We start from the raw sequence: 17,931 nt of genomic DNA, 5'->3' as shown, positions 1-17,931 counted from the left end.
CGGACCTGGCGGCCCCGGAGGTTGCGGCCGGCGCCGGATTCGGGAGGGGCCGGGCCGGGGCTCAGCCGGCGATGATGAGGCTCATCGCCTCGGAGCGGGACTTGGCGTCGCACTGGAAGAGGCCGCGCACGGCCGAGGTGATGGTCTTGGCGCCGGCCTTCTGGATGCCGCGCATGGCCATGCACATGTGCTCGCACTCCAGCACCGCGATCACGCCGCGGGGCTGGAGTCTTTCCATCAGCAGGTCGGCGATCTGCGAGGTCAGCCGCTCCTGCACCTGGGGGCGCCGGGCGTACACCTCGACGATCCGGGCGAGCTTGGACAGGCCGGTGATCCGGCCGTCTTCGCCGGGGATGTAGCCGATGTGCGCGACCCCCCGGAACGGCAGCAGGTGGTGCTCGCAGAGCGACATCACCTCGATGTCGCGCACCAGCACAAGCTCCTCGTGGTTCGCCTCGAACGCGGTGGTGAGCACCTTGGCCGGGTCGACCCGGAGGCCGGCGAAAAGCTCGGCGTACGCCCGCGCGACCCGGGCGGGTGTGCGCTGCAGGCCGTCGCGGTCGGGGTCTTCGCCGACGGCGATCAGGATCTCGCGTACGGCCTTTTCGATCCGGGCGAGGTCGACCGCTTCTTCGACGGGACCGCCGCTCAGCTTGCCGTCGATCAGCCGGGCCGCAAGATAGTCCAGGGCGTCGTCGCCGTCGCCATCTGGCTCGGTCGACGACGCCCCGGTGCGGAGCTCGCTGCTCAGTGGGTGCCGTCCGAGGAGTTGGGCGACGCCCCGCCCCCGACGGTCGCCTGCGCGCCGTCGGCCTGGGCCTGCGCCTTCAGCGCCTCCTTTTCGCCCGGCGTGAGGACCGGCGGCTCGTTGGAGGGCTGGCGCTTGCCGAAGCCGTTGTACGGGGCCATCGGCGGGCGCTTGACCACGCGGGCGCAGATGCGGGCCATGTCGTTCTGGGAGATGGTCTCCTTTTCCATCAGCTCCAGGACGATGCTGTCGAGCACGTCGCGGTACTCGACCAGGATCTCCCACGCCTCGTCGTGCGCCAGCTCGATCAGCGCCCGCACCTCGGCGTCGATCTCGGCGGCCACCGAGTCGGAGTAGTCCCGCTCGTGCCCCATCGTGCGGCCGAGGAACGGCTCGTCGCCGCTCGTGCCGTACTTGACGGCGCCGAGCTTGGAGCTCATGCCGTACTGCGTGATCATGGCGCGGGCGAGAGCGGTCGCCTTTTCGATGTCGTTGCCGGCGCCGGTGGTCGGCTCGTGGAACACCAGCTCCTCGGCGGCCCGGCCACCCAGCGCGTACGCCAGCGTGTCGATCATCTCGGCGCGGGTCTGGGTGTACTTGTCTTCGGTCGGGAGGACCAGCGTGTGACCCAGCGAGCGGCCGCGGGACAGGATCGTCACCTTGTGCACCGGCGCCGAGTGCGGCAGCGCCCAGGCGACCAGCGCGTGGCCACCCTCGTGGTACGCGGTGATCTTCTTTTCGTGGTCGCTCATGACCCGGGTGCGGCGCTGCGGGCCGGCCACCACGCGGTCGATCGACTCTTCGAGGTTGTCGTTGGTGATCGCGCGCTTGTCGTGGCGGGCGGTCAGCAGGGCGGCCTCGTTGATCACGTTGGCCAGGTCGGCGCCGGTGAAGCCGGGGGTGCGGCGGGCCACCGCGTCGAGGTCGACGTCGGGCGTGAACGGCTTGCCCTTGGCGTGCACCCGCAGGATCGCCTTGCGGCCCTCCATGTCGGGGGTGTCGACGGCGATCTGGCGGTCGAAGCGGCCGGGGCGCAGCAGGGCCGGGTCGAGGATGTCCGGCCGGTTGGTGGCCGCGATCAGGATGACGCCGCCCTTGGTGTCGAAGCCGTCCATCTCGACCAGAAGCTGGTTGAGCGTCTGCTCGCGCTCGTCGTGACCGCCGCCCATGCCGGCGCCGCGGTGGCGGCCGACGGCGTCGATCTCGTCGACGAAGACGATCGCCGGCGCGTTCGACTTGGCCTGCTCGAACAGGTCGCGGACCCGGGAGGCACCGACACCGACGAACATCTCGACGAAGTCGGAGCCGGAGATCGAGTAGAACGGCACGCCCGCCTCACCGGCCACCGCGCGGGCCAGCAGCGTCTTGCCGGTGCCGGGCGGGCCGAAGAGCAGCACGCCCTTCGGGATCTTGGCGCCGAGCGCCTGGTACTTGGCCGGGTTTTGCAGGAAGTCCTTGATCTCGTGCAGCTCCTCGACGGCCTCCTCGGCGCCGGCCACGTCCGCGAACGTCGTCTTCGGCGTGTCCTTGGTGATCATCTTCGCCTTGGACTTGCCGAAGTTGAGCACCCGGGAGCCGCCACCCTGCATCTGCGACATGAAGAGCAGGAGCAGGATCACCAGCACGGCGATCGGCAGCAGGTTGACCAGCAGTGTGAGGAAGACGCTGTCTTCGGAGACCTCGGTGTTGATCGGGCCCTGGATCCGGCCGGCGTTCTGCGCCTCGACGACGTCGTTCCAGATGTCGTCGCCGACCTCGTACGGGAACTGCGCCTGGATCTTGTCGGTCTCGGTGTCGCCGAACTTCGCCCGGCTCTGCAGGTCGAGCTGGAGCGTCTGCTCCTTGTCCTTGAAGACCGCCTTCTTTATGCCGCCCGTCTGGTTGAGCTGCTGGAGCGCCACCGAGGTGTCGACCTTGTGGTAGCTCGGGCCGCTGGTGAAGAACGAGCTAAGCGCAATCGCACCGATGATCACCAGGATGATCCAGACCACCGGGCGGCGGAAGAAACGCGTACGTTCCATACTGTTGTCGAGCGCCGCGGCGCCCGGACCCTCCTGATCGACGTCCTGACCGTCTGATTACGTGTGCCGCGAGATCACGGCCGCCGCGACCGCCTCCTCGGCGATCGCGACACTCACCTCGTGGTGTTCGCCTCAGCGCCGACGAGCCACGCCATCGGTCATTCGAAGGTACACCCCGCAGGGCACGCTGCGGCTCCCGGATCAGACGCCGCCCTAGCAAACTGCGCAAACAAGGCGCAACGTCGCCGCTCCCGCAGACATTTTCGCAGGTAGAAGTGTTTCCTGAGAGTAGGCTGTGCGTTCATGTCCGGGTGGACATCTGGCCGGTCCAGCTATGCGCGCGCGTACACCTCGGGCTTGAGGACGCCCACGTACGGCAGCTCGCGGTAGCGCTCGGCGAAGTCGAGGCCGTAGCCGACCACGAACTCGTTCGGGATGTCGAAGCCGACGTACTTGACCGGGATCGGCACCTTCACCGCCTCCGGCTTGCGCAGCAGCGTCACGACCTCGACGCTCGCCGCCTTGCGCGAGGCCAGGTAGCGGAGCAGCCAGGAGAGGGTGAGCCCGGAGTCGACGATGTCCTCCACGACGATCACGTGCCGCCCGGCGATGTCGCGGTCGAGATCCTTCAGGATCCGCACGACGCCCGACGACGTGGTGCCCTGGCCGTACGAGGAGACAGCCATGAACTCGAGCTCGGCGGCGGGACCGTGCCGGCCCAGCGCGCGGGCGAAGTCGGCCATGAACATCACGGCGCCCTTGAGAACGCAGACAAGCAGGAGTCCGTCTTCGACCGATGCGTGGTCGGCGGACACCTGCTTGGCCAGCTCTGCGGTCTTTTCTCGGATCTGTGCCTCGGTGATGATCACTCGATCGATGTCGGCGTCGTACCAGGAGCCGTCGGTCATGGCCTAAGACTGCCCTACGCGACGACCAGCCCGCCGCCGGGGTCTATGACCATCAGAGCAGCCGGGGCCGGCTGCGGCGGCGCCCGCTTTCGGAGGGCTTCCAGTCCGCGGAGTCGCGGCTGTCGGCGGTCCACCCGAAGATCGAGGCGATCGCGAGGAGGACGAAGAACAACAGGAGTACGAAGATTTCCATGGCGGCTCAACCTTTCCCGAAGGATGTGAGGCTCTCTTTGAGGTCTGCCGCCGGTGCGCACCGGACGTCTGTAGATAGTTTCCGCCGGGCATCCCGCCCAGCCCAGTGGCAGCAATGCCATTGACCCTTAAAATCCTGCCAACCCCGGAGTAGGCTGGCGGCATGCTCCGCAACGTCGCTGTGATCGTGTCCGACGGGGTCGCCGCCTTCGAGCTCGGCGTGCTCTGTGAGGTCTTCGGCACCGACCGGACCGACGACGGTTTCCCCGGCTACCGCTTCGACGTGTGCAGTTCGGACGGCAAGCCGGTGGCCACCAGGTCCGGCTTCCAGATCACGCCCGCCGCCGACCTGACCCCGGTCGAGACCGCCGACCTGGTCGCGATCCCGGCGCACCGGGAGGGGTTCCTCATCCCGCCGGACGTGCTCGACGCGCTGCGCCGGGCCGACGCACGCGGGGCGCACGTGATGAGCGTCTGCTCCGGCTCCTTCGTGCTCGGCGAGGCGGGGCTGCTCGACGGGCGCGACTGCACCACCCACTGGCGCTACGTCGACCAGCTGCAGGAGCGCTTTCCGAAGGCGAAGGTGCACTGCGACTCGCTGTACGTGCAGGACGGAAACCTGCTCACCAGCGCCGGCACCGCTGCGGGCATCGACGCCGCCCTGCACCTGGTGCGCCAGGAGCACGGTTCGGCGCTCGCCACCAAGCTGGCCCGCCGCATGGTGGTGCCGCCACACCGCGACGGCGGCCAGCGGCAGTACGTCGAGGCCCCGATCCCCAAGACGCCCGAGGTGCCCACGCTGGAGCCGGTGCTGAGCTGGCTGATGACCCACCTCGACCAGGCGGTCACGGTCGACGAGCTGGCCGCGCGGGCGCACATGGCGCCGCGCACGTTCGCCCGCCGCTTCCGGGCCGAGACCGGCACGACGCCACACGACTGGCTGACCAACCAGCGGGTGCTGCTGGCCCGCCGGCTGCTGGAAGACACCGACCTGGGCGTCGAGGCGATCGCCGCCCGGGCCGGCTTCGGCGACACGGCCACCATGCGCCACCACTTCACCCGCCGGGTGGGAGCGACCCCACAGGCATACCGGACGACGTTCCGCGAGCGCGAGCCCGCCGGCTGAGGAACCGTCCGCGGTGGTCAGTAACCGACAGCGGAGCCGTCGGCCCGCGGCTCCGAGCCGGCCACATAACCGCCGCCGGGGAGGCGCCAGATCGCCTGGCCGTACCCGAAGGCGGTGGGCTCGCGCCCGACGGTGAGCTCGTGGCCGCGGCGCTCCAGGTCGGCGAGGGTGGCGGCGCCGGCCAGCCCTTCCTCTACGAGCACCGCCCGCCCCGACCGCCAGTACCAGCGGGGTGCGCCGAGTGCCGCCTGCGGGTCCAGCCCGTCCACCGTGGACGTGATCACCTGGAGGTGGCCCTGCGGCTGCATATGCCCACCCATCACCCCGAACGGCCCGACCGGCGCCCCGCCCCGGGTCAGGAAGCCCGGGATGATCGTGTGGAACGGGCGCCTGCCCGGCCCGATCCCGTTCGGGTGCTCCGGCTCGGGGCGGAAGCCGAGGCCCCGGTTTTGCAGGCCGAAGCCGTAGCCGGGCAGCGCGACGAAGGACCCGAAGCCCAGGTAGTTGGATTGGATGAGGCTCACCATCAGCCCGTCCGGGTCGGCCGCGCAGAGGTAGACGGTGCCGCCCCGGGCCGGGTCACCGGGCGCCGGCGCCGCGGCCCGCTCGCCGATCTCGCCACGGCGGGCGGCCAGGTACTCCGGGGCGAGCAGCGCGGCCGGCGGCACGACGACCCGGTCGGGGTCGGCCACGTACTCGAAGGCGTCGGCGAAGCCGAGCTTCATCGCCTCGATCTGCCAGTGCAGCCGCTCGGCGGGCGGCATCGCGGACAGGTCGACGCCGTCCAGGATGCCGAGCGCGACGAGCGCGGCCACGCCCTGCCCGTTGGGCGGTAGCTCCCAGACCTCGTGCCCCCGGTAGCTGACCGAGATCGGATCGACCCAGCTGGAGGTGTGCCCAGCCAGGTCCGCCGCGGTGATCAACCCACCGGTACGGGCGGCGTGCGCGGCCAGCGCGGAAGCGACCTCGCCGGTGTAGAACGCCTCGGCCCCGGTCTCGGCGATCAGCCGCAGCGTCCGCGCCGCGCCGGGGTTGGCCCAGCGCTCGCCCGGCCGCGGCGCCCGCCCACCGTCGACGGTGAAGATCCGGCCCCACTCGGCGTACTCCTCGCCGGTCAGCCGCGTGTACTGGGTGACCGAGCCGGCCCAGGCACGGGCGATCTCGGAGGAGACCGGGTAGCCGTGCTCGGCGTACGCGATGGCATCGGTGAAGAGGTCGGCGAAGGGCAGCGCGCCGAAGCGGACGTGCAGGTCACGCCAGCCGGCCGGGGCGCCGGGGACGGTGACCGGCAGCCACCCGCGCTCCGGCATGCCGCCCGGCACCCGGTCGGGCGTGAGGGCGGCGGGCGAGCGGCCGGAGGCGTTGAGGCCGTGCAGGCGGGTGCCGTCCCACACGATCGCGAAGAGGTCGCCACCGATGTCGTTGGAACCGGGCTGGACGACAGTCAGCGCGATGGCGGTGGCGATCGCGGCGTCGACGGCGTTGCCGCCGCGGCGGAGCACGTCGAGGCCGGCGGAGGCGGCGAGCGGCTGGCTGGTGGTGACGGCGCCGCGCGGGGCGTACAGCGGCTTGTGGCGGTGGAGGGTCACATGATCAGCCTGCCCCGGCGGGCCACCGGGAGGCCACCGGGCAGGTGCACCGGACCCTGGCCGCGCCAGGCGGTGACGAGCGCGTCGAGCGCCGCGACGTGGCGGTGGGAGAGCGCCGCGGGCGGGGCGCCGCGCTCGCGGGCCCAGGCGTGCAGCACCCGGGTACGCACGGCGTCGGGCAGCCCTTCCAGCTCGGTGACGTCGAGCGCGCCCGCCGAGCGCCGGGCCCGATCGAGCGCGGCGGCGGCGATCCCGTCCAGCGCGGCGGCGTCGGCGGCGAGCAGGCGGGCGGTACGAGCCAGGTTGTCGACCACGCCCGCGCCGAGCGCATCGACCAGGGCGGGGAGTGCGGTGGACCGGACCCGGGCCCGGGCGTACACGGGATCGGCGTTGTGCGGGTCGTCCCACGGGCTGAGGCCGAGCGCGGCGCAGGCCTTGCGGGTCTCGTCGCGGGAGACGTCGAGCAGCGGCCGGAGCAGCGCCACCCCCTCGACCACGCGGCGCGGCGGCATGCCGGCCATCCCGCGCGGACCGGACCCGCGCGCCAGCGCGAGCAGCACGGTCTCGGCCTGGTCGTCGCGGGTGTGCCCGAGCAGGACCGCGCTCGCGCCCAGCCGGGTGGCCGCGGCGACGAGTGCCGCGTAGCGCGCCTCCCGGGCGGCCGCCTCGGGGCTCCCCTCGCGCGACACGACGACGGTCGCGACCTCCACCGGCGCCAGCCCGGCCGAGGCCGCCCAGGACGCCACGGCCACGGCCCGCTCGCCCGAACCCGCCTGCAGCCCGTGGTCGACGGTCACCAGCCCGGCGGAGAGTCCCGCGCGGGGGGCGACGAACGCGACCGCCGCGGCGAGGGCGAGCGAGTCGGCTCCCCCGGAGCAGGCGACCAGTACGGTGCCGTCGAGCCCGCGCAACGCCTGCCGGACCGCCGTACGCACGGCGGCGACCGGCGGCGCGAGCGCGGCCACGCCTCAGCCGGCCTGCGGGTGGACCCGCGCCACCCAGGCGTCCGGGTCGCCGAGCTCCTCGACCCGGGGCAGGGTGAGCGGTGAGCTGAAGATCTTGTTGAAGCCGGCCATGCCGACCCGCTCGACCACGCCGTGGACGAACTTGCGCCCCTCCGCGTACTGCCGCATCTTGACGTCGACGCCGAGGAGCTTGCGGATCGCCTTCTCCAGGGGCGTGCCGGCCTCACGGCGCCGGTTGAACCTGGCCCGGATCTGGTCGACGCTCGGGATCACCTCGGGGCCCACTCCGTCCATCACGAACTCGGCGTGCCCCTCCAGCAGCGTCATCAGCGCGGTCAGCCGGTCGAGCACGGCCCGCTGGCCGGGTGTCTGCACCAGGTCGAGGACGCTGACCCGGCTGTCCGGGTTGCGCACGGCGTCGGAGAGGGTGGCCACGCTGCGCCGGATCCGCTCCAGGAAGTGCTCGCTGCCGGCCTGGGAGGCGTCGACGAACGCCTGCACCTCGCCGAAGAAGTGGCCGCGCATCCACGGCACCGCCGTGAACTGGGTGCGGTGGGTGACCTCGTGCAGGCAGACCCAGAGCCGGAAGTCGCGGGAGTCGGCCTGGAGCTTGCGCTCCACCTCGACGATGTTGGGCGCGACGAGGAGCAGCTGGCCGGGGTCGGCGGAGAAGACCTCGTACTGCCCGAGGACCCGACCGGACAGGTACGCCAGCACGGTGCCGGCCTGCACACCGGTGAGGCGCGAGCCGATCGCGTCGGTCAACGCGCCCGGCTGCTTGTCGCCGGCGAGCCGGCTCACCAGCGGGGTGACCACCTCGCGGAGGCCGGCGATGTTGATGGCCGCCCAGTCCTTGCGGTCGACCACCTGCACGGGCGGGTGGGCGACCTGCGACCGCAGCCCGGTGTACGACGAGACGATCTCCGCCGCTTCGTCAGTGAGCCGCCGCAGATCGGCGACAACGTCGGTGGCCTCGTCGTACGAGACTCTCGGGCCCGCCTTGCCCAGCGCGCCCGCGGTGGCGGCGGCCAGGTCCCAGTCCACGAACTGCGCCATCACCCCAAGGTACTCGTCCCGAGCCGCCTTCCAATCGGACTGGGAGCCGCGGGCGACCACGACGGCGCTCGACCCGCATTCCGGTTATGTACTGCAACCGCACCCGGCTAGCGTCGTAGCGATCTTGTCGAGGCCGGATTCGGCGCGGTCCTTGCCGACCGGCACCTTGTCGGCCAGCACGGCGAACGCCAGCAGGCGGCCGTCGGCGGTGGTCACCACGCCGGAGATGGCGTTCACCCCGCCGAGGGTGCCGGTCTTGGCCCGGACCACGCCCGCGCCGACCCGGTTGTCGGCGGCGGGGCTGCGGTAGCGCTCGCGCAGCGTGCCCGACCAGGCGGCGACCGGCAGGCCGGCCATCAGCCCGGCGAGCTCCGGGTGCTCGCCGCCGGCCGCGAGCCGTAGCACGTCGGTGAGGATCGTCGGGGTGAGGTGGTTCTTTCGGGACAGGCCGCTGCCGTCGGCGAGCGTGATCTCCGCGGCCGGCAGGCCGAGATCGGCGAGCACCGCCTTCGTGGCGGCGGCCCCACCCGCGTACGACGCGGGCTGGTCCTTGGCGAGCGCGACCTGGCGGGCCAGCGACTCGGCCACCACGTTGTCGCTGTCGACCAGCATGATCTCGACGAGGCGGAGGATCGGCGGCGACTCGACCTTGCCCAGCTCGGTGCCGGGCTCCGGGGCGGCGCCGGCCGCGGGCTGGGTGGCTTCGGCGCTGGGCGTCCCGGCGGCTACCGGCACGTCGGCCGGGGCGGTGCCGCGGGTGACCGCCGACGCCTTCAGCCCGAGCGCGCGGGCGAACGCCTGGCCGGCGGCGAGGTCGGGCTGCGGGTAGCGCTCGGCGTACCCGTGGGTGATCTTGGGGTTGACCCGCGCCCCGTTGGTCATCAGCGCGGTCGTCGCCGCGCCAAAGCCGCCGGTCGGCACGTCCGCGTCCCAGCTCGGCTCCAACGCCGGGCCGGGGAAGAGCGTCGAGTCCACGATCACCCGGGTCGGCGCGGTGCCGCCGAGCGCGGCCTTGACCTGCTTGGCGAGCAGGTCGAGCCGGGCGGCGCCGGGGTAGGTGCCGGTGGCGCCGGCCGACAGCGTGGCGTCGCCGCCACCGATGATGACCACTTCGCCCGGATTGGCGCCGGCGACGACCCGGGTCGGGATCCGGTACGCCGGGCCGCGCGCGGCGAGCACGGCGGCCGCGGTGACCAGCTTGGTGGTCGAGGCGGGCACGGTGGGGACCTCGGGGCCGCGCGCGTAGAGCTGGTCGCCGGTCGCCACGTCGACCACCGAGATGTTGAGGCTGCCGCCCAGCCCGGCGGCGGCCACGACCGGGTCGAGCGCCGCCTTCACCCCTGCGGCGGTCGGCTCGGGCGCGTCGTCGGTCGAGGCGACCAGCACCGGCGCGGGCGGCGGCTCGGGCGTCTCCACGGCCGCCTGGGTCGGTGTCGGATCGCTGGCGTCGCCACCCAGCCAGTCGTCGACCGGTCCGGGACGGACGATCGCCGCGCCGGCCACGAGCCCGGCGAGCAGCAGCACGACCACGATGACCGCGGCCAGCCCGCGCCGGCGCTTGCGCTCCGGTGGCTGCTGTGCGGGCGGGGGCGGTGCCAGCGGCGGGGCGGGCGGCGCCGGCTGCGGCTTGTGCGGCGCGGCCGGCGGCGGGAAGAAGGAGGGCAGCCGGATGGTCTGGGTCTGCTCGGGCGGCGTCACCGGCAGCCGGATGGTCTCGTCTCCGGGGCCGTGATGTGAATCTTGCCTCGCCACCGGCCCCTCCTTCTTCGTGTCATCCGGTCTAGGCGACGATACTTGCGTCCGAACACTATGCGGCGATCGCCAGCCCAATCTGATGGGGCAACATCACGACACTTGGGCGGCGAGATTGGGGAGCGCGAGATGGATTTCGACGTAACGGTTGAGATCCCCAAAGGTCACCGAAACAAGTACGAGGTGGACCACGCCACGGGCCGCATCAGGCTGGACAGGACGCTCTTCACCGCGACGCAGTACCCAGCCGACTACGGCTTCATCGAGGGCACGCTCGGCGCCGACGGTGACCCGCTGGACGCCCTGGTCCTGGTGCAGGAACCGACGTTCCCAGGATGCCTCATCCGGTGCCGCACCATCGGCATGTTTCGGATGAAGGACGAAAAGGGCGGCGACGACAAGGTGCTGTGCGTCCCGTTCGAGGACCCGCGGCAGGAGCACCTGCGGGACATCCACCACCTGGGTGAGTTCGACCGGCTGGAGATCCAGCATTTCTTCGAGGTCTACAAGGACCTCGAACCGGGCAAGTCGGTCGAGGGCGCCACATGGGTGGGGCGCACCGAGGCGGAGGCGGAGATCCGTGCGTCGTACCGGCGGGCGGAAGAGGCCGCGGCCGAGGGTGACGCGGCCCACTGACGGATACCCGACTGCGCCGGCCTCACAGGTCGCGCACGGCGGCGTACACGTCGAGCACCGCGCAGGCGACCGGTACCACGCAGACCACCAGCGCCGTATCCAGCACGTCGGCCGCCCGGCCCAGGTAGGGCGAGGGCGGCCGATGCGCGTACGCCACGCCGGCGGCGGCGACGGCGAGAGCGGCGAGCGTGCCGCCGGCGGCGAGGGCGAGGAGCACCGGCGGGCCGGTGGTCACCAGCAGCGCGCCGCCGAGCACGGCCGTGCCGCCCAGCCCGGCGGCGAGCAGGGGCACCCGGTGGTGCGTCGCGGCGAAGAGCCGGGCGCGCAGCAGCAGGCCGGCCGCCACCACACCGACCAGCAGCCGCCCGGCCGGGCCGCCGCTGGCGACCAGCACCCCGGACGCCGCGACGGCGAGCGCGGCGTGGCCGAGCAGCAGGCCGGTGAGCGCCTCCTCGGTGCGGCCGACGGCGGCGTCGACGCGGGCCGGCTCCGGGCGGGGCACCGGACCGCTGTCGCCGGAGGGCGGGGCGACCGGGGGCAGCGGCAGGCGGCCGAGGCGGATCGCGAGCAGCGGGAGGACCCCGACGCCGCAGGCGAGCAGCGCCAGCAGGACGGCGGCGGCGCCGTGCGGCGTCAGGCCACCGAGCGCGGCCAGCGCCGCCAGCCCGCCGAGCAGCCCGACCGCGCCGCCGGCGACGAAGACGCGCGGGTAGGCGCCGACACCGACCGCGCCGAGGAGGGACGCGACGAGCAGCGCCGCCGAGCCGGCCGCGACCTGTGCCGGCCGCCCGGCGGTGACGGGGAGCACGGCGGCCACGAAGGCGTACGGCAGGGCGTATCCGGCGAGGGTCGCACCGGCCAGGCCGTCCCGCCGCGAGCGCGCCGCCACCACACCGGCGGCCAGGAGCAGCGCGGCGGCGACCGGTGGCACGGCTTTCCACTGTGGAGCGGCGCGGACCGCGGCGGCGAGCCCCGCGGCGAGCGGCACGGCGGCCGCCGCCAGGCCGGCGATCCGGGTGGCCGCCGGCGACCAGGACGCGCCCCGGCGCCGAGCACCGTCGGCGATCGCCTCCACGACATCGTCGTACTCCGGCTCGGCCCACCGGATCCGGGCCGGCAGCAGGAACAGGAGCTCGCCATCGCGTACCCCTTGCGGTGAAAGGGCCTGACCAGCCGACAACGCCGCGCCGTCCGCGCGGCGCAGCACCCACCCGCCGTGCCGCTCGCCGTCGTCGGCGAGCCCGTCGCCGGCGTGCCGCAACACCTCCGGCAGCAGCTCGGCCACCGGCACCTGCTCGGGCAGCGCGACGTCGAGCCGCCGGCGCGGCGTGCTGATCGTGACCCGGGCGAGTCCTGTGGTCATCGTCGTCCTCCACGGGGCAGCGCGGATTGCCGCACTCTACCTACGATGTGCGCCTGGGAGGTGACCCATCGTGGCCACGGTCCTCTTGCGACGGTCGTCCCGGCGGCCGGCGCCCCCGATCCCCTCCGGCGAGCTGCACCCGGCGCCGCCTCCGGAGATCCCGCAGGTCGCCGGCGCCCGCTGGCAGCAGCTCATGGTGGTGCTGCCGATGCTCGGCGGCGGTGTCGCGATGGCGATGCTGATGGGCCGCGGCGGCGGGGCGTACTCGTACGTGGTGGGCGCCCTCTTCGGCGTCTCCTCCCTCGCGATGCTGGCCTCCTGGGGCGGCGCGGGCGCGCCGAAGAAGGCGGAGATGCTGGCCGCCCGCCGTGACTACCTGCGCCACCTGGCCGGCCTGCGCCGCCGGGCCCGCGAGACGATCGCCCGCCAGCGGGCCGGGCTCGCCTACCGCCATCCCGAGCCGGGGCAGCTCTGGTCCACAGTGGCCAGTCACCGGCTCTGGGAGCGGCGGGCCACCGATCCGGACTTCGGGGTGGTCCGCGTCGGCGCCGGCCCGCAGGCGCTGGCGACTCCCCTCGTGCCGCCGGTGACCGGTACGCCCGGCGACCTGGAGCCGATGACGGCCGGCGCGCTGCGGCGCTTCCTCGACACGTACTCGGTGGTGCCCGACCTGCCGGTCGCCCTGTCGCTGCGCGGCTTCGCCCGTATCCACCTGCGCGGTGAACCACCCAACGAAAATGCTCCGCTTCGCTCCACATTTCCGCCGGGGCCCGGCGGCGCGCCCGCCCTGGCCCGCGCGATGCTGACCCAGCTGTCGGTCTTCCACGCCCCCGACGACCTGCGGATCGCGGTCTGTGCCGGGCCGGAGCGGCGGGCGGCGTGGGAGTGGGTCAAGTGGCTGCCGCACGCCCAGCACCCGGTGCGCACCGACGCGCTCGGCCCGGTTCGGCTGGTGGCCGGCTCCGGCGCCGAGCTGGACCGGCTGCTCGGTGACCTGGTGGGCAGCCGGCCGCGCTTCGGCGGCGGCCCGGCGCGGGACGGGCCGCACGTGGTGGTCGTGCTCGACGCCGCCACCTGGAGCCAGGAGGGCGGCATCGACGGAGTGTCCATCCTGGACCTCTGCGGCCCGCCGCCGCGCCTGCTCGACCCGTCCACGCTCGTGCTCACGGTCGGCGAGCGGGGACGCCTGCTGGTCGACTCGGGCGACGGGCCGGCCGAGGTGGGGCGTGCCGACGGGGTCGACCCGGTCGAGGCGGAGGCGGTGGCCCGGCGGCTCGCGCCGTACCGCCTCGCGGCGCAAGCCGACACCGACGAGCCGGCAGCCGCGGCCGAGCCGGCGCTGGCCGAGCTGCTGGGCCTCGGCGACCTCGAAACGGCACCGCCGCCCAGGGCCGCCCGCGACCGCCTGCGGGTGCCGATCGGGTCGACTCCCGCCGGCCGCCCGGTCGAGCTCGACCTGAAGGAGTCGGCGCAGGACGGCATGGGTCCGCACGGACTGCTCGTCGGCGCCACCGGATCGGGCAAGTCCGAGCTGTTGCGCACGCTCGTGCTCGGGCTGGCCGCCACCCACTCCTCCGAAGAGCTCAACTTCGTGCTGGTCGACTACAAGGGCGGCGCCACGTTCGCGGCGCTCGACCGGCTGCCGCACACCGCCGCCGTCATCACCAACCTCGCCGACGAGCTGCCGCTCGTCGACCGGATGACCGACGCGCTCAACGGCGAGATCGTCCGCCGCCAGGAGCTGCTGCGCCGCGCGGGCTGCTCCAGCATCCGCGAGTACGACAAGGCGCGGGCCCCGCTGCCGTACCTGCTGATCGTGTGCGACGAGTTCGCCGAGCTGCTCGCCGCCAAGCCCGACTTCATCGAGCTGTTCCTCCAGATCGGACGGTTGGGGCGTTCGCTCGGCGTGCACCTGCTGCTCGCCTCGCAGCGGCTGGAGGAGGGGCGGCTGCGCGGGCTGGACACCCACCTGTCGTACCGGATCGGGCTGCGCACGTTCTCGGCGCTGGAGTCGCGCGCGGTGCTGGGCGTGCCCGACGCGTACGAGCTGCCCCGCTCACCCGGGCACGGCTTCCTCAAGGCGGGCACCGAGCCACTGGTGCGGTTCAAGGCGGCGTACGTATCCGGCCCGTTCCGCCGCCCCGGCGACCGGCTCCCGGCGGCGCGGGCGGGTCGGCCCCGGGTGCTGCCGTACGGCACCCACTACGTGCCGGCGCCCAGCCCGGCCGCTCCGCCCGCGGCAGACGGACCGAGCCTGCTGGAGCTGCTCGTCGAGCGGCTCGCCGGCCAGGGTCCGCCGGCCCACCAGGTGTGGCTGCCACCGCTGTCCCGCCCGCCCGCGCTGGACGAGCTGCTCGGCCCCGTCGCCGCACTCCCGGAGCGCGGCCTCACGGTCGCCAACCCCGATCTGCGGGGCGCGCTCCAGGTGCCGGTAGCGGTGATCGACAACCCGTTCGAGCAGCGCCGCGACGTGCTGTGGCTGGCCCTCGACGGCGCCGCCGGCCACGTCGCGGTCGCCGGTGGGCCGCAGAGCGGCAAGTCGACGGTCCTCCGCACGGCGATCTGCGGCCTCGCCCTCACCCACTCCCCCACCGAGGTACGGGTCTACTGCCTCGACTTCGGCGGCGGCACGCTCGCCACCCTCCGCGACCTGCCGCACGTCGGCGGGGTGGCCGGGCGGCTGGACGCCGAGGCGGTACGCCGCACGGTCGGCGACGTCGCCGCCCTCCTCGCCGAGCGGGAGGCGGGCGCGCCGCTCGACGGGCACGTCTTCCTGGTCGTGGACGGGTGGGCCACGCTCCGCGGCGACTACGACGACCTCGAACCGATGGTCACCGACATCGCCACCCGCGGCCTCTCCTACGGGGTACACGTGGTGGCCGCCGCCTCGCGCTGGCTCGACTTCCGGCCGGCGATCCGCGACCTCTTCGGCTCCCGGGTCGAGCTGCGGCTCGGCGACCCGACCGACTCGCTCGTGTCCCGCCGGGCCGCGCTGACCGTCCCGGAGAAGGTGCCCGGGCGCGGCATCACCGCCGAGGGACGCCACCTGCTCGCCGCGCTGCCGGTGCTTTCCGCGCTCGGCGGCGACCCGGCCGAGCTGGTCCGGGCCGTCGCGGCGGGCTGGACCGGGCCACCCGCCCAGCGGGTACGGCTGCTGCCGCCGGTGCTCCCCTACGCCGACCTCGCCGTCGGGAGCGAGGGCGGGCTCGGGCTGCCGATCGGGATCGCCGAGGCCGACCTGCGGCCGGTCGACGTCGATTTCGCCAGCGACCCGCACCTGCTGCTCTTCGGTGACGCGGAGTGCGGCAAGTCGTCGTTTCTGCGGGCGCTCGCGACGTCGGTCACCCGTCGTTTCACGCCGGAGCAGGCCCGGCTCATCCTCGTCGACTACCGGCGCAGCCTGCTCGGCGCGATCGACTCGGAACACCTGATCGGGTACGGCACGACCGCCGCCACCGCCGGGCAGCTGGTCGAGTCGGTCGACGGGTACATGCGGCGGCGCCTGCCCGGCCCCGACGTCACGCCGCAGCAGCTCCGCGACCGGTCGTGGTGGCGTGGGCCGGAGCTCTTCGTGCTGGTCGACGACTACGACCTGGTCGCCGCCGCACCGGTCAACCCGCTGCTCCCGCTCGTCGAGCACCTGGCTCAGGCGCGCGACGTCGGCCTGCACCTCGTCCTGACCCGACGGTCAGGTGGAGCCTCCCGCGCCCTGTACGAGCCGGTGATCCAGCGGCTGCGCGAGCTGGCCTCCCCCGGGCTGGTGATGTCCGGTGACCAGGACGAGGGTGCCCTGGTCGGCAGCGTGCGGCCGGGCCCGCTGCCGCCCGGCCGGGGCCGACTGGTGACCCGCAAGGAGGGAGTACGGCTGGTGCAACTCGCCTACCTACCGGGGATTCGGTGAAACCCCCAAAGGAGTCGCCCGAACTTTTCGGGGTGGACCCAGTGGACACATCGACGCGGTAACCTGCGTCGTACGAACGCGCCCGGAAGAGGGACAGCGACCCAGCGGCGACTGGCTCGTTGTCCACAACTGGAGGCCACACTGCCATGAGCGAGCGTAGCGAGCGAATCGACAGGCTCAGTGCGCGTGGAGCCTCGCGGTCGCCCGCAGCGGAGCGAGGACGGCTGTGAGGTTGTCGCGTCATCAGCGAGGCGCCGCTCCGAGGTTGGCCGGGGCGGCGCTGGTGACTGTCGCGGCGCTGGTGGCCCCGGCCCCGGCCGTGCCCGGCGACAGCCCCGACAGCGTGGAGCGTCCCTCGGCCGCGACGCCCGAGGCCGGTTCCCCGGCCCGGCCCGCCGGATCGGGCGGGGGTCTCCCCGCCGCCCTGGCCCGCCGCGACCAGGTGCGCGAGGAGCAGTGGCAGCTCGACGAGCTGCGGGCCACCCACGCGTGGCGGCACTCAACCGGCGACGGCGTGACCGTCGCGGTGGTCGACTCCGGTGTGGACGCCGGCCATCCCGACCTCGCCGGCCAGGTACTGCCCGGCATCGACCTGGTCTCCGACGGCGGCGACGGCCGCACCGACCCGGTCGGGCACGGCACCACCGTGGCCGGCCTGATCGCCGGGCGGAGCGACGACGACAGCGGCGTGATGGGGCTCGCCCCGCGCGCCAAGATCCTGCCGGTACGGGTGCTGGACGCGGAAAACCGGTACGACGACGCGCTCATCGTGGCCAAGGGCGTGCGCTGGGCGGTCGACAACGGCGCCCGGGTGATCAACCTGTCACTCGGCGGCAGCGGCACCAGCCCGGCGCTGGCGGCCGCGCTCGACTACGCGTTCGCCCGCGACGTCGTGGTGGTCGCCTGCACCGGCAACCACTCCTCCGACCCGGCGCCCGCGGCCGGCCAGCCCAGCCCGGCCACCGAGGTGTGGTACCCGGCCCGCGAGCCCGGCGTCCTCGCGGTCACCGGCCTCGACCGCGAGACCGAGAGCCTCTGGTCCGGCTCGATCACCGGCTCCGCCACCGTGCTCTCCGCCCCGGCGACCGGCCTGGTCGGCGCCCGGCCGGGCGGCACGTGGAAGGTGCAGGGCACCAGCTTCGCCGCCCCGCTGGTCACCGCGACGGCGGCGCTGGTACGGGCGAAGTGGCCCGAGATGTCCGCGGCCACCGTCGTCAACCGGCTGATCACCACGGCCACCGACCTGGGCGCGGTGGGCCGCGACGACCGCTACGGCTACGGGCTGGTCGACCCGGTCGCCGCGCTGACCGTCGGCGTGTCCACAGTGACGCACAACCCCCTCGACACGAACGCCCCGCACGGCGTGGCCGGCTTCGGCGCGGCCCCCGGCGTGGCGGTCGCAAGCTCGGGGGCGACGAGCGGCCACGAGCCGGTCGGCGGGCGGGCGCAGGGCATCCACACCGACTGGACCGCGCAGCCGGCCGGCGAGCCCGAGCACTCCAAGCGCGGCTGGGCGGTCGGCTTCGGCGCGCTGGTGACACTGGTAGCGGCCGCCGCGGCCGTCCTGGTCCGCCGCCGCACCCGCTCCCGCGCCTGACCCCGCCCGCCGCCACTCGAGCCAGGCCGCAAACCGGGAGGGGTTCCAACCCCGGAATGAGATTTGGGCTGCCGCAA

The 17,931-nt window shown here is 73.8% G+C and carries 13 protein-coding genes; 4 read left to right on the top strand and 9 right to left on the bottom strand.

Annotation, left to right across the window (positions count from 1 at the left end; all coding sequences use genetic code 11):
• Positions 1-61: 61 nt before the first annotated feature.
• The 4 genes from folE to RB614_RS20660 form a co-directional block, all read right to left on the bottom strand.
• Positions 62-688, bottom strand: coding sequence for a GTP cyclohydrolase I FolE (gene folE / locus RB614_RS20675; protein ID WP_308714243.1), 627 nt, complete (start codon positions 686-688; stop codon positions 62-64).
• Positions 689-747: 59 nt separating this feature from the next.
• Entirely contained in the window at positions 748-2,769 is a 2,022-nt protein-coding gene (gene ftsH / locus RB614_RS20670; protein ID WP_308714201.1) for an ATP-dependent zinc metalloprotease FtsH, read from the bottom strand.
• 332 nt (positions 2,770-3,101) lie between these two features.
• The gene (gene hpt, locus RB614_RS20665) at positions 3,102-3,677 is read right to left on the bottom strand and encodes a hypoxanthine phosphoribosyltransferase (RefSeq protein WP_308714200.1); all 576 of its coding nucleotides are present in this window, start codon (positions 3,675-3,677) and stop codon (positions 3,102-3,104) included.
• 52 nt (positions 3,678-3,729) lie between these two features.
• Positions 3,730-3,870: a hypothetical protein gene (locus RB614_RS20660; RefSeq protein ID WP_308714199.1), complete on the bottom strand. Its 141-nt coding sequence runs from the start codon at positions 3,868-3,870 to the stop codon at positions 3,730-3,732.
• Positions 3,871-4,032: 162 nt separating this feature from the next.
• Between RB614_RS20660 and RB614_RS20655 the strand changes: the two genes are divergently transcribed.
• Positions 4,033-4,995: a GlxA family transcriptional regulator gene (locus RB614_RS20655; protein WP_308714198.1), complete on the top strand. Its 963-nt coding sequence runs from the start codon at positions 4,033-4,035 to the stop codon at positions 4,993-4,995.
• Between the two features lie 17 nt (positions 4,996-5,012).
• Here the strand turns inward: RB614_RS20655 and RB614_RS20650 are convergent, their stop codons facing one another.
• From RB614_RS20650 to dacB, 4 genes are all read right to left on the bottom strand, one after another.
• Positions 5,013-6,584, bottom strand: a complete 1,572-nt coding sequence (locus RB614_RS20650) for a gamma-glutamyltransferase family protein (protein ID WP_308714197.1) — start codon at positions 6,582-6,584, stop codon at positions 5,013-5,015.
• Positions 6,581-7,549 (bottom strand): tRNA lysidine(34) synthetase TilS, encoded by a 969-nt coding sequence (gene tilS / locus RB614_RS20645; RefSeq protein ID WP_308714196.1) that lies wholly within the window; start codon positions 7,547-7,549, stop codon positions 6,581-6,583. Before tilS ends, RB614_RS20650 begins: the two co-directional genes overlap by 4 nt.
• 3 nt (positions 7,550-7,552) lie before the next feature.
• Positions 7,553-8,605 (bottom strand): zinc-dependent metalloprotease, encoded by a 1,053-nt coding sequence (locus RB614_RS20640; RefSeq protein ID WP_308714195.1) that lies wholly within the window; start codon positions 8,603-8,605, stop codon positions 7,553-7,555.
• Positions 8,606-8,689: 84 nt separating this feature from the next.
• Complete coding sequence (gene dacB / locus RB614_RS20635; RefSeq protein WP_308714242.1) at positions 8,690-10,204, bottom strand: D-alanyl-D-alanine carboxypeptidase/D-alanyl-D-alanine endopeptidase; 1,515 nt, start codon at positions 10,202-10,204, stop codon at positions 8,690-8,692.
• A 282-nt stretch (positions 10,205-10,486) separates the two neighbouring features.
• Between dacB and RB614_RS20630 the strand changes: the two genes are divergently transcribed.
• Positions 10,487-10,993 (top strand): inorganic diphosphatase, encoded by a 507-nt coding sequence (locus RB614_RS20630; protein ID WP_308714194.1) that lies wholly within the window; start codon positions 10,487-10,489, stop codon positions 10,991-10,993.
• A gap of 22 nt (positions 10,994-11,015) precedes the next feature.
• On the opposite strand, the gene eccD is transcribed toward RB614_RS20630, so the two are convergent.
• On the bottom strand, positions 11,016-12,356 hold the full coding sequence (gene eccD / locus RB614_RS20625; protein ID WP_308714193.1) for a type VII secretion integral membrane protein EccD: 1,341 nt from the start codon (positions 12,354-12,356) through the stop codon (positions 11,016-11,018).
• A 70-nt stretch (positions 12,357-12,426) separates the two neighbouring features.
• Between eccD and eccCa the strand changes: the two genes are divergently transcribed.
• Positions 12,427-16,257, top strand: coding sequence for a type VII secretion protein EccCa (gene eccCa / locus RB614_RS20620; RefSeq protein WP_308714192.1), 3,831 nt, complete (start codon positions 12,427-12,429; stop codon positions 16,255-16,257).
• A gap of 232 nt (positions 16,258-16,489) precedes the next feature.
• Positions 16,490-17,854, top strand: a complete 1,365-nt coding sequence (gene mycP, locus RB614_RS20615) for a type VII secretion-associated serine protease mycosin (protein ID WP_428983071.1) — start codon at positions 16,490-16,492, stop codon at positions 17,852-17,854.
• Positions 17,855-17,931: the final 77 nt, after the last annotated feature.

This window comes from Phytohabitans maris (assembly GCF_031085175.1).
Lineage (GTDB): Bacteria > Actinomycetota > Actinomycetes > Mycobacteriales > Micromonosporaceae > Phytohabitans > Phytohabitans maris.
Note: the sequence above shows the minus strand (reverse complement) of the source record. Positions and strands in the feature narration are given on the sequence as shown.

Excerpts from the sequence above, each read along its gene's own strand:
- RB614_RS20655 (WP_308714198.1), top strand. The coding sequence starts at position 4,033 with ATGCTCCGCAACGTCGCTGTGATCGTGTCCGACGGGGTCGCCGCCTTC.
- RB614_RS20640 (WP_308714195.1), bottom strand. The coding sequence starts at position 8,605 with ATGGCGCAGTTCGTGGACTGGGACCTGGCCGCCGCCACCGCGGGCGCG.
- eccD (WP_308714193.1), bottom strand. The coding sequence starts at position 12,356 with ATGACCACAGGACTCGCCCGGGTCACGATCAGCACGCCGCGCCGGCGG.
- RB614_RS20630 (WP_308714194.1), top strand. The coding sequence starts at position 10,487 with ATGGATTTCGACGTAACGGTTGAGATCCCCAAAGGTCACCGAAACAAG.
- hpt (WP_308714200.1), bottom strand. The coding sequence starts at position 3,677 with ATGACCGACGGCTCCTGGTACGACGCCGACATCGATCGAGTGATCATC.
- ftsH (WP_308714201.1), bottom strand. The coding sequence starts at position 2,769 with ATGGAACGTACGCGTTTCTTCCGCCGCCCGGTGGTCTGGATCATCCTG.
- RB614_RS20660 (WP_308714199.1), bottom strand. The coding sequence starts at position 3,870 with ATGGAAATCTTCGTACTCCTGTTGTTCTTCGTCCTCCTCGCGATCGCC.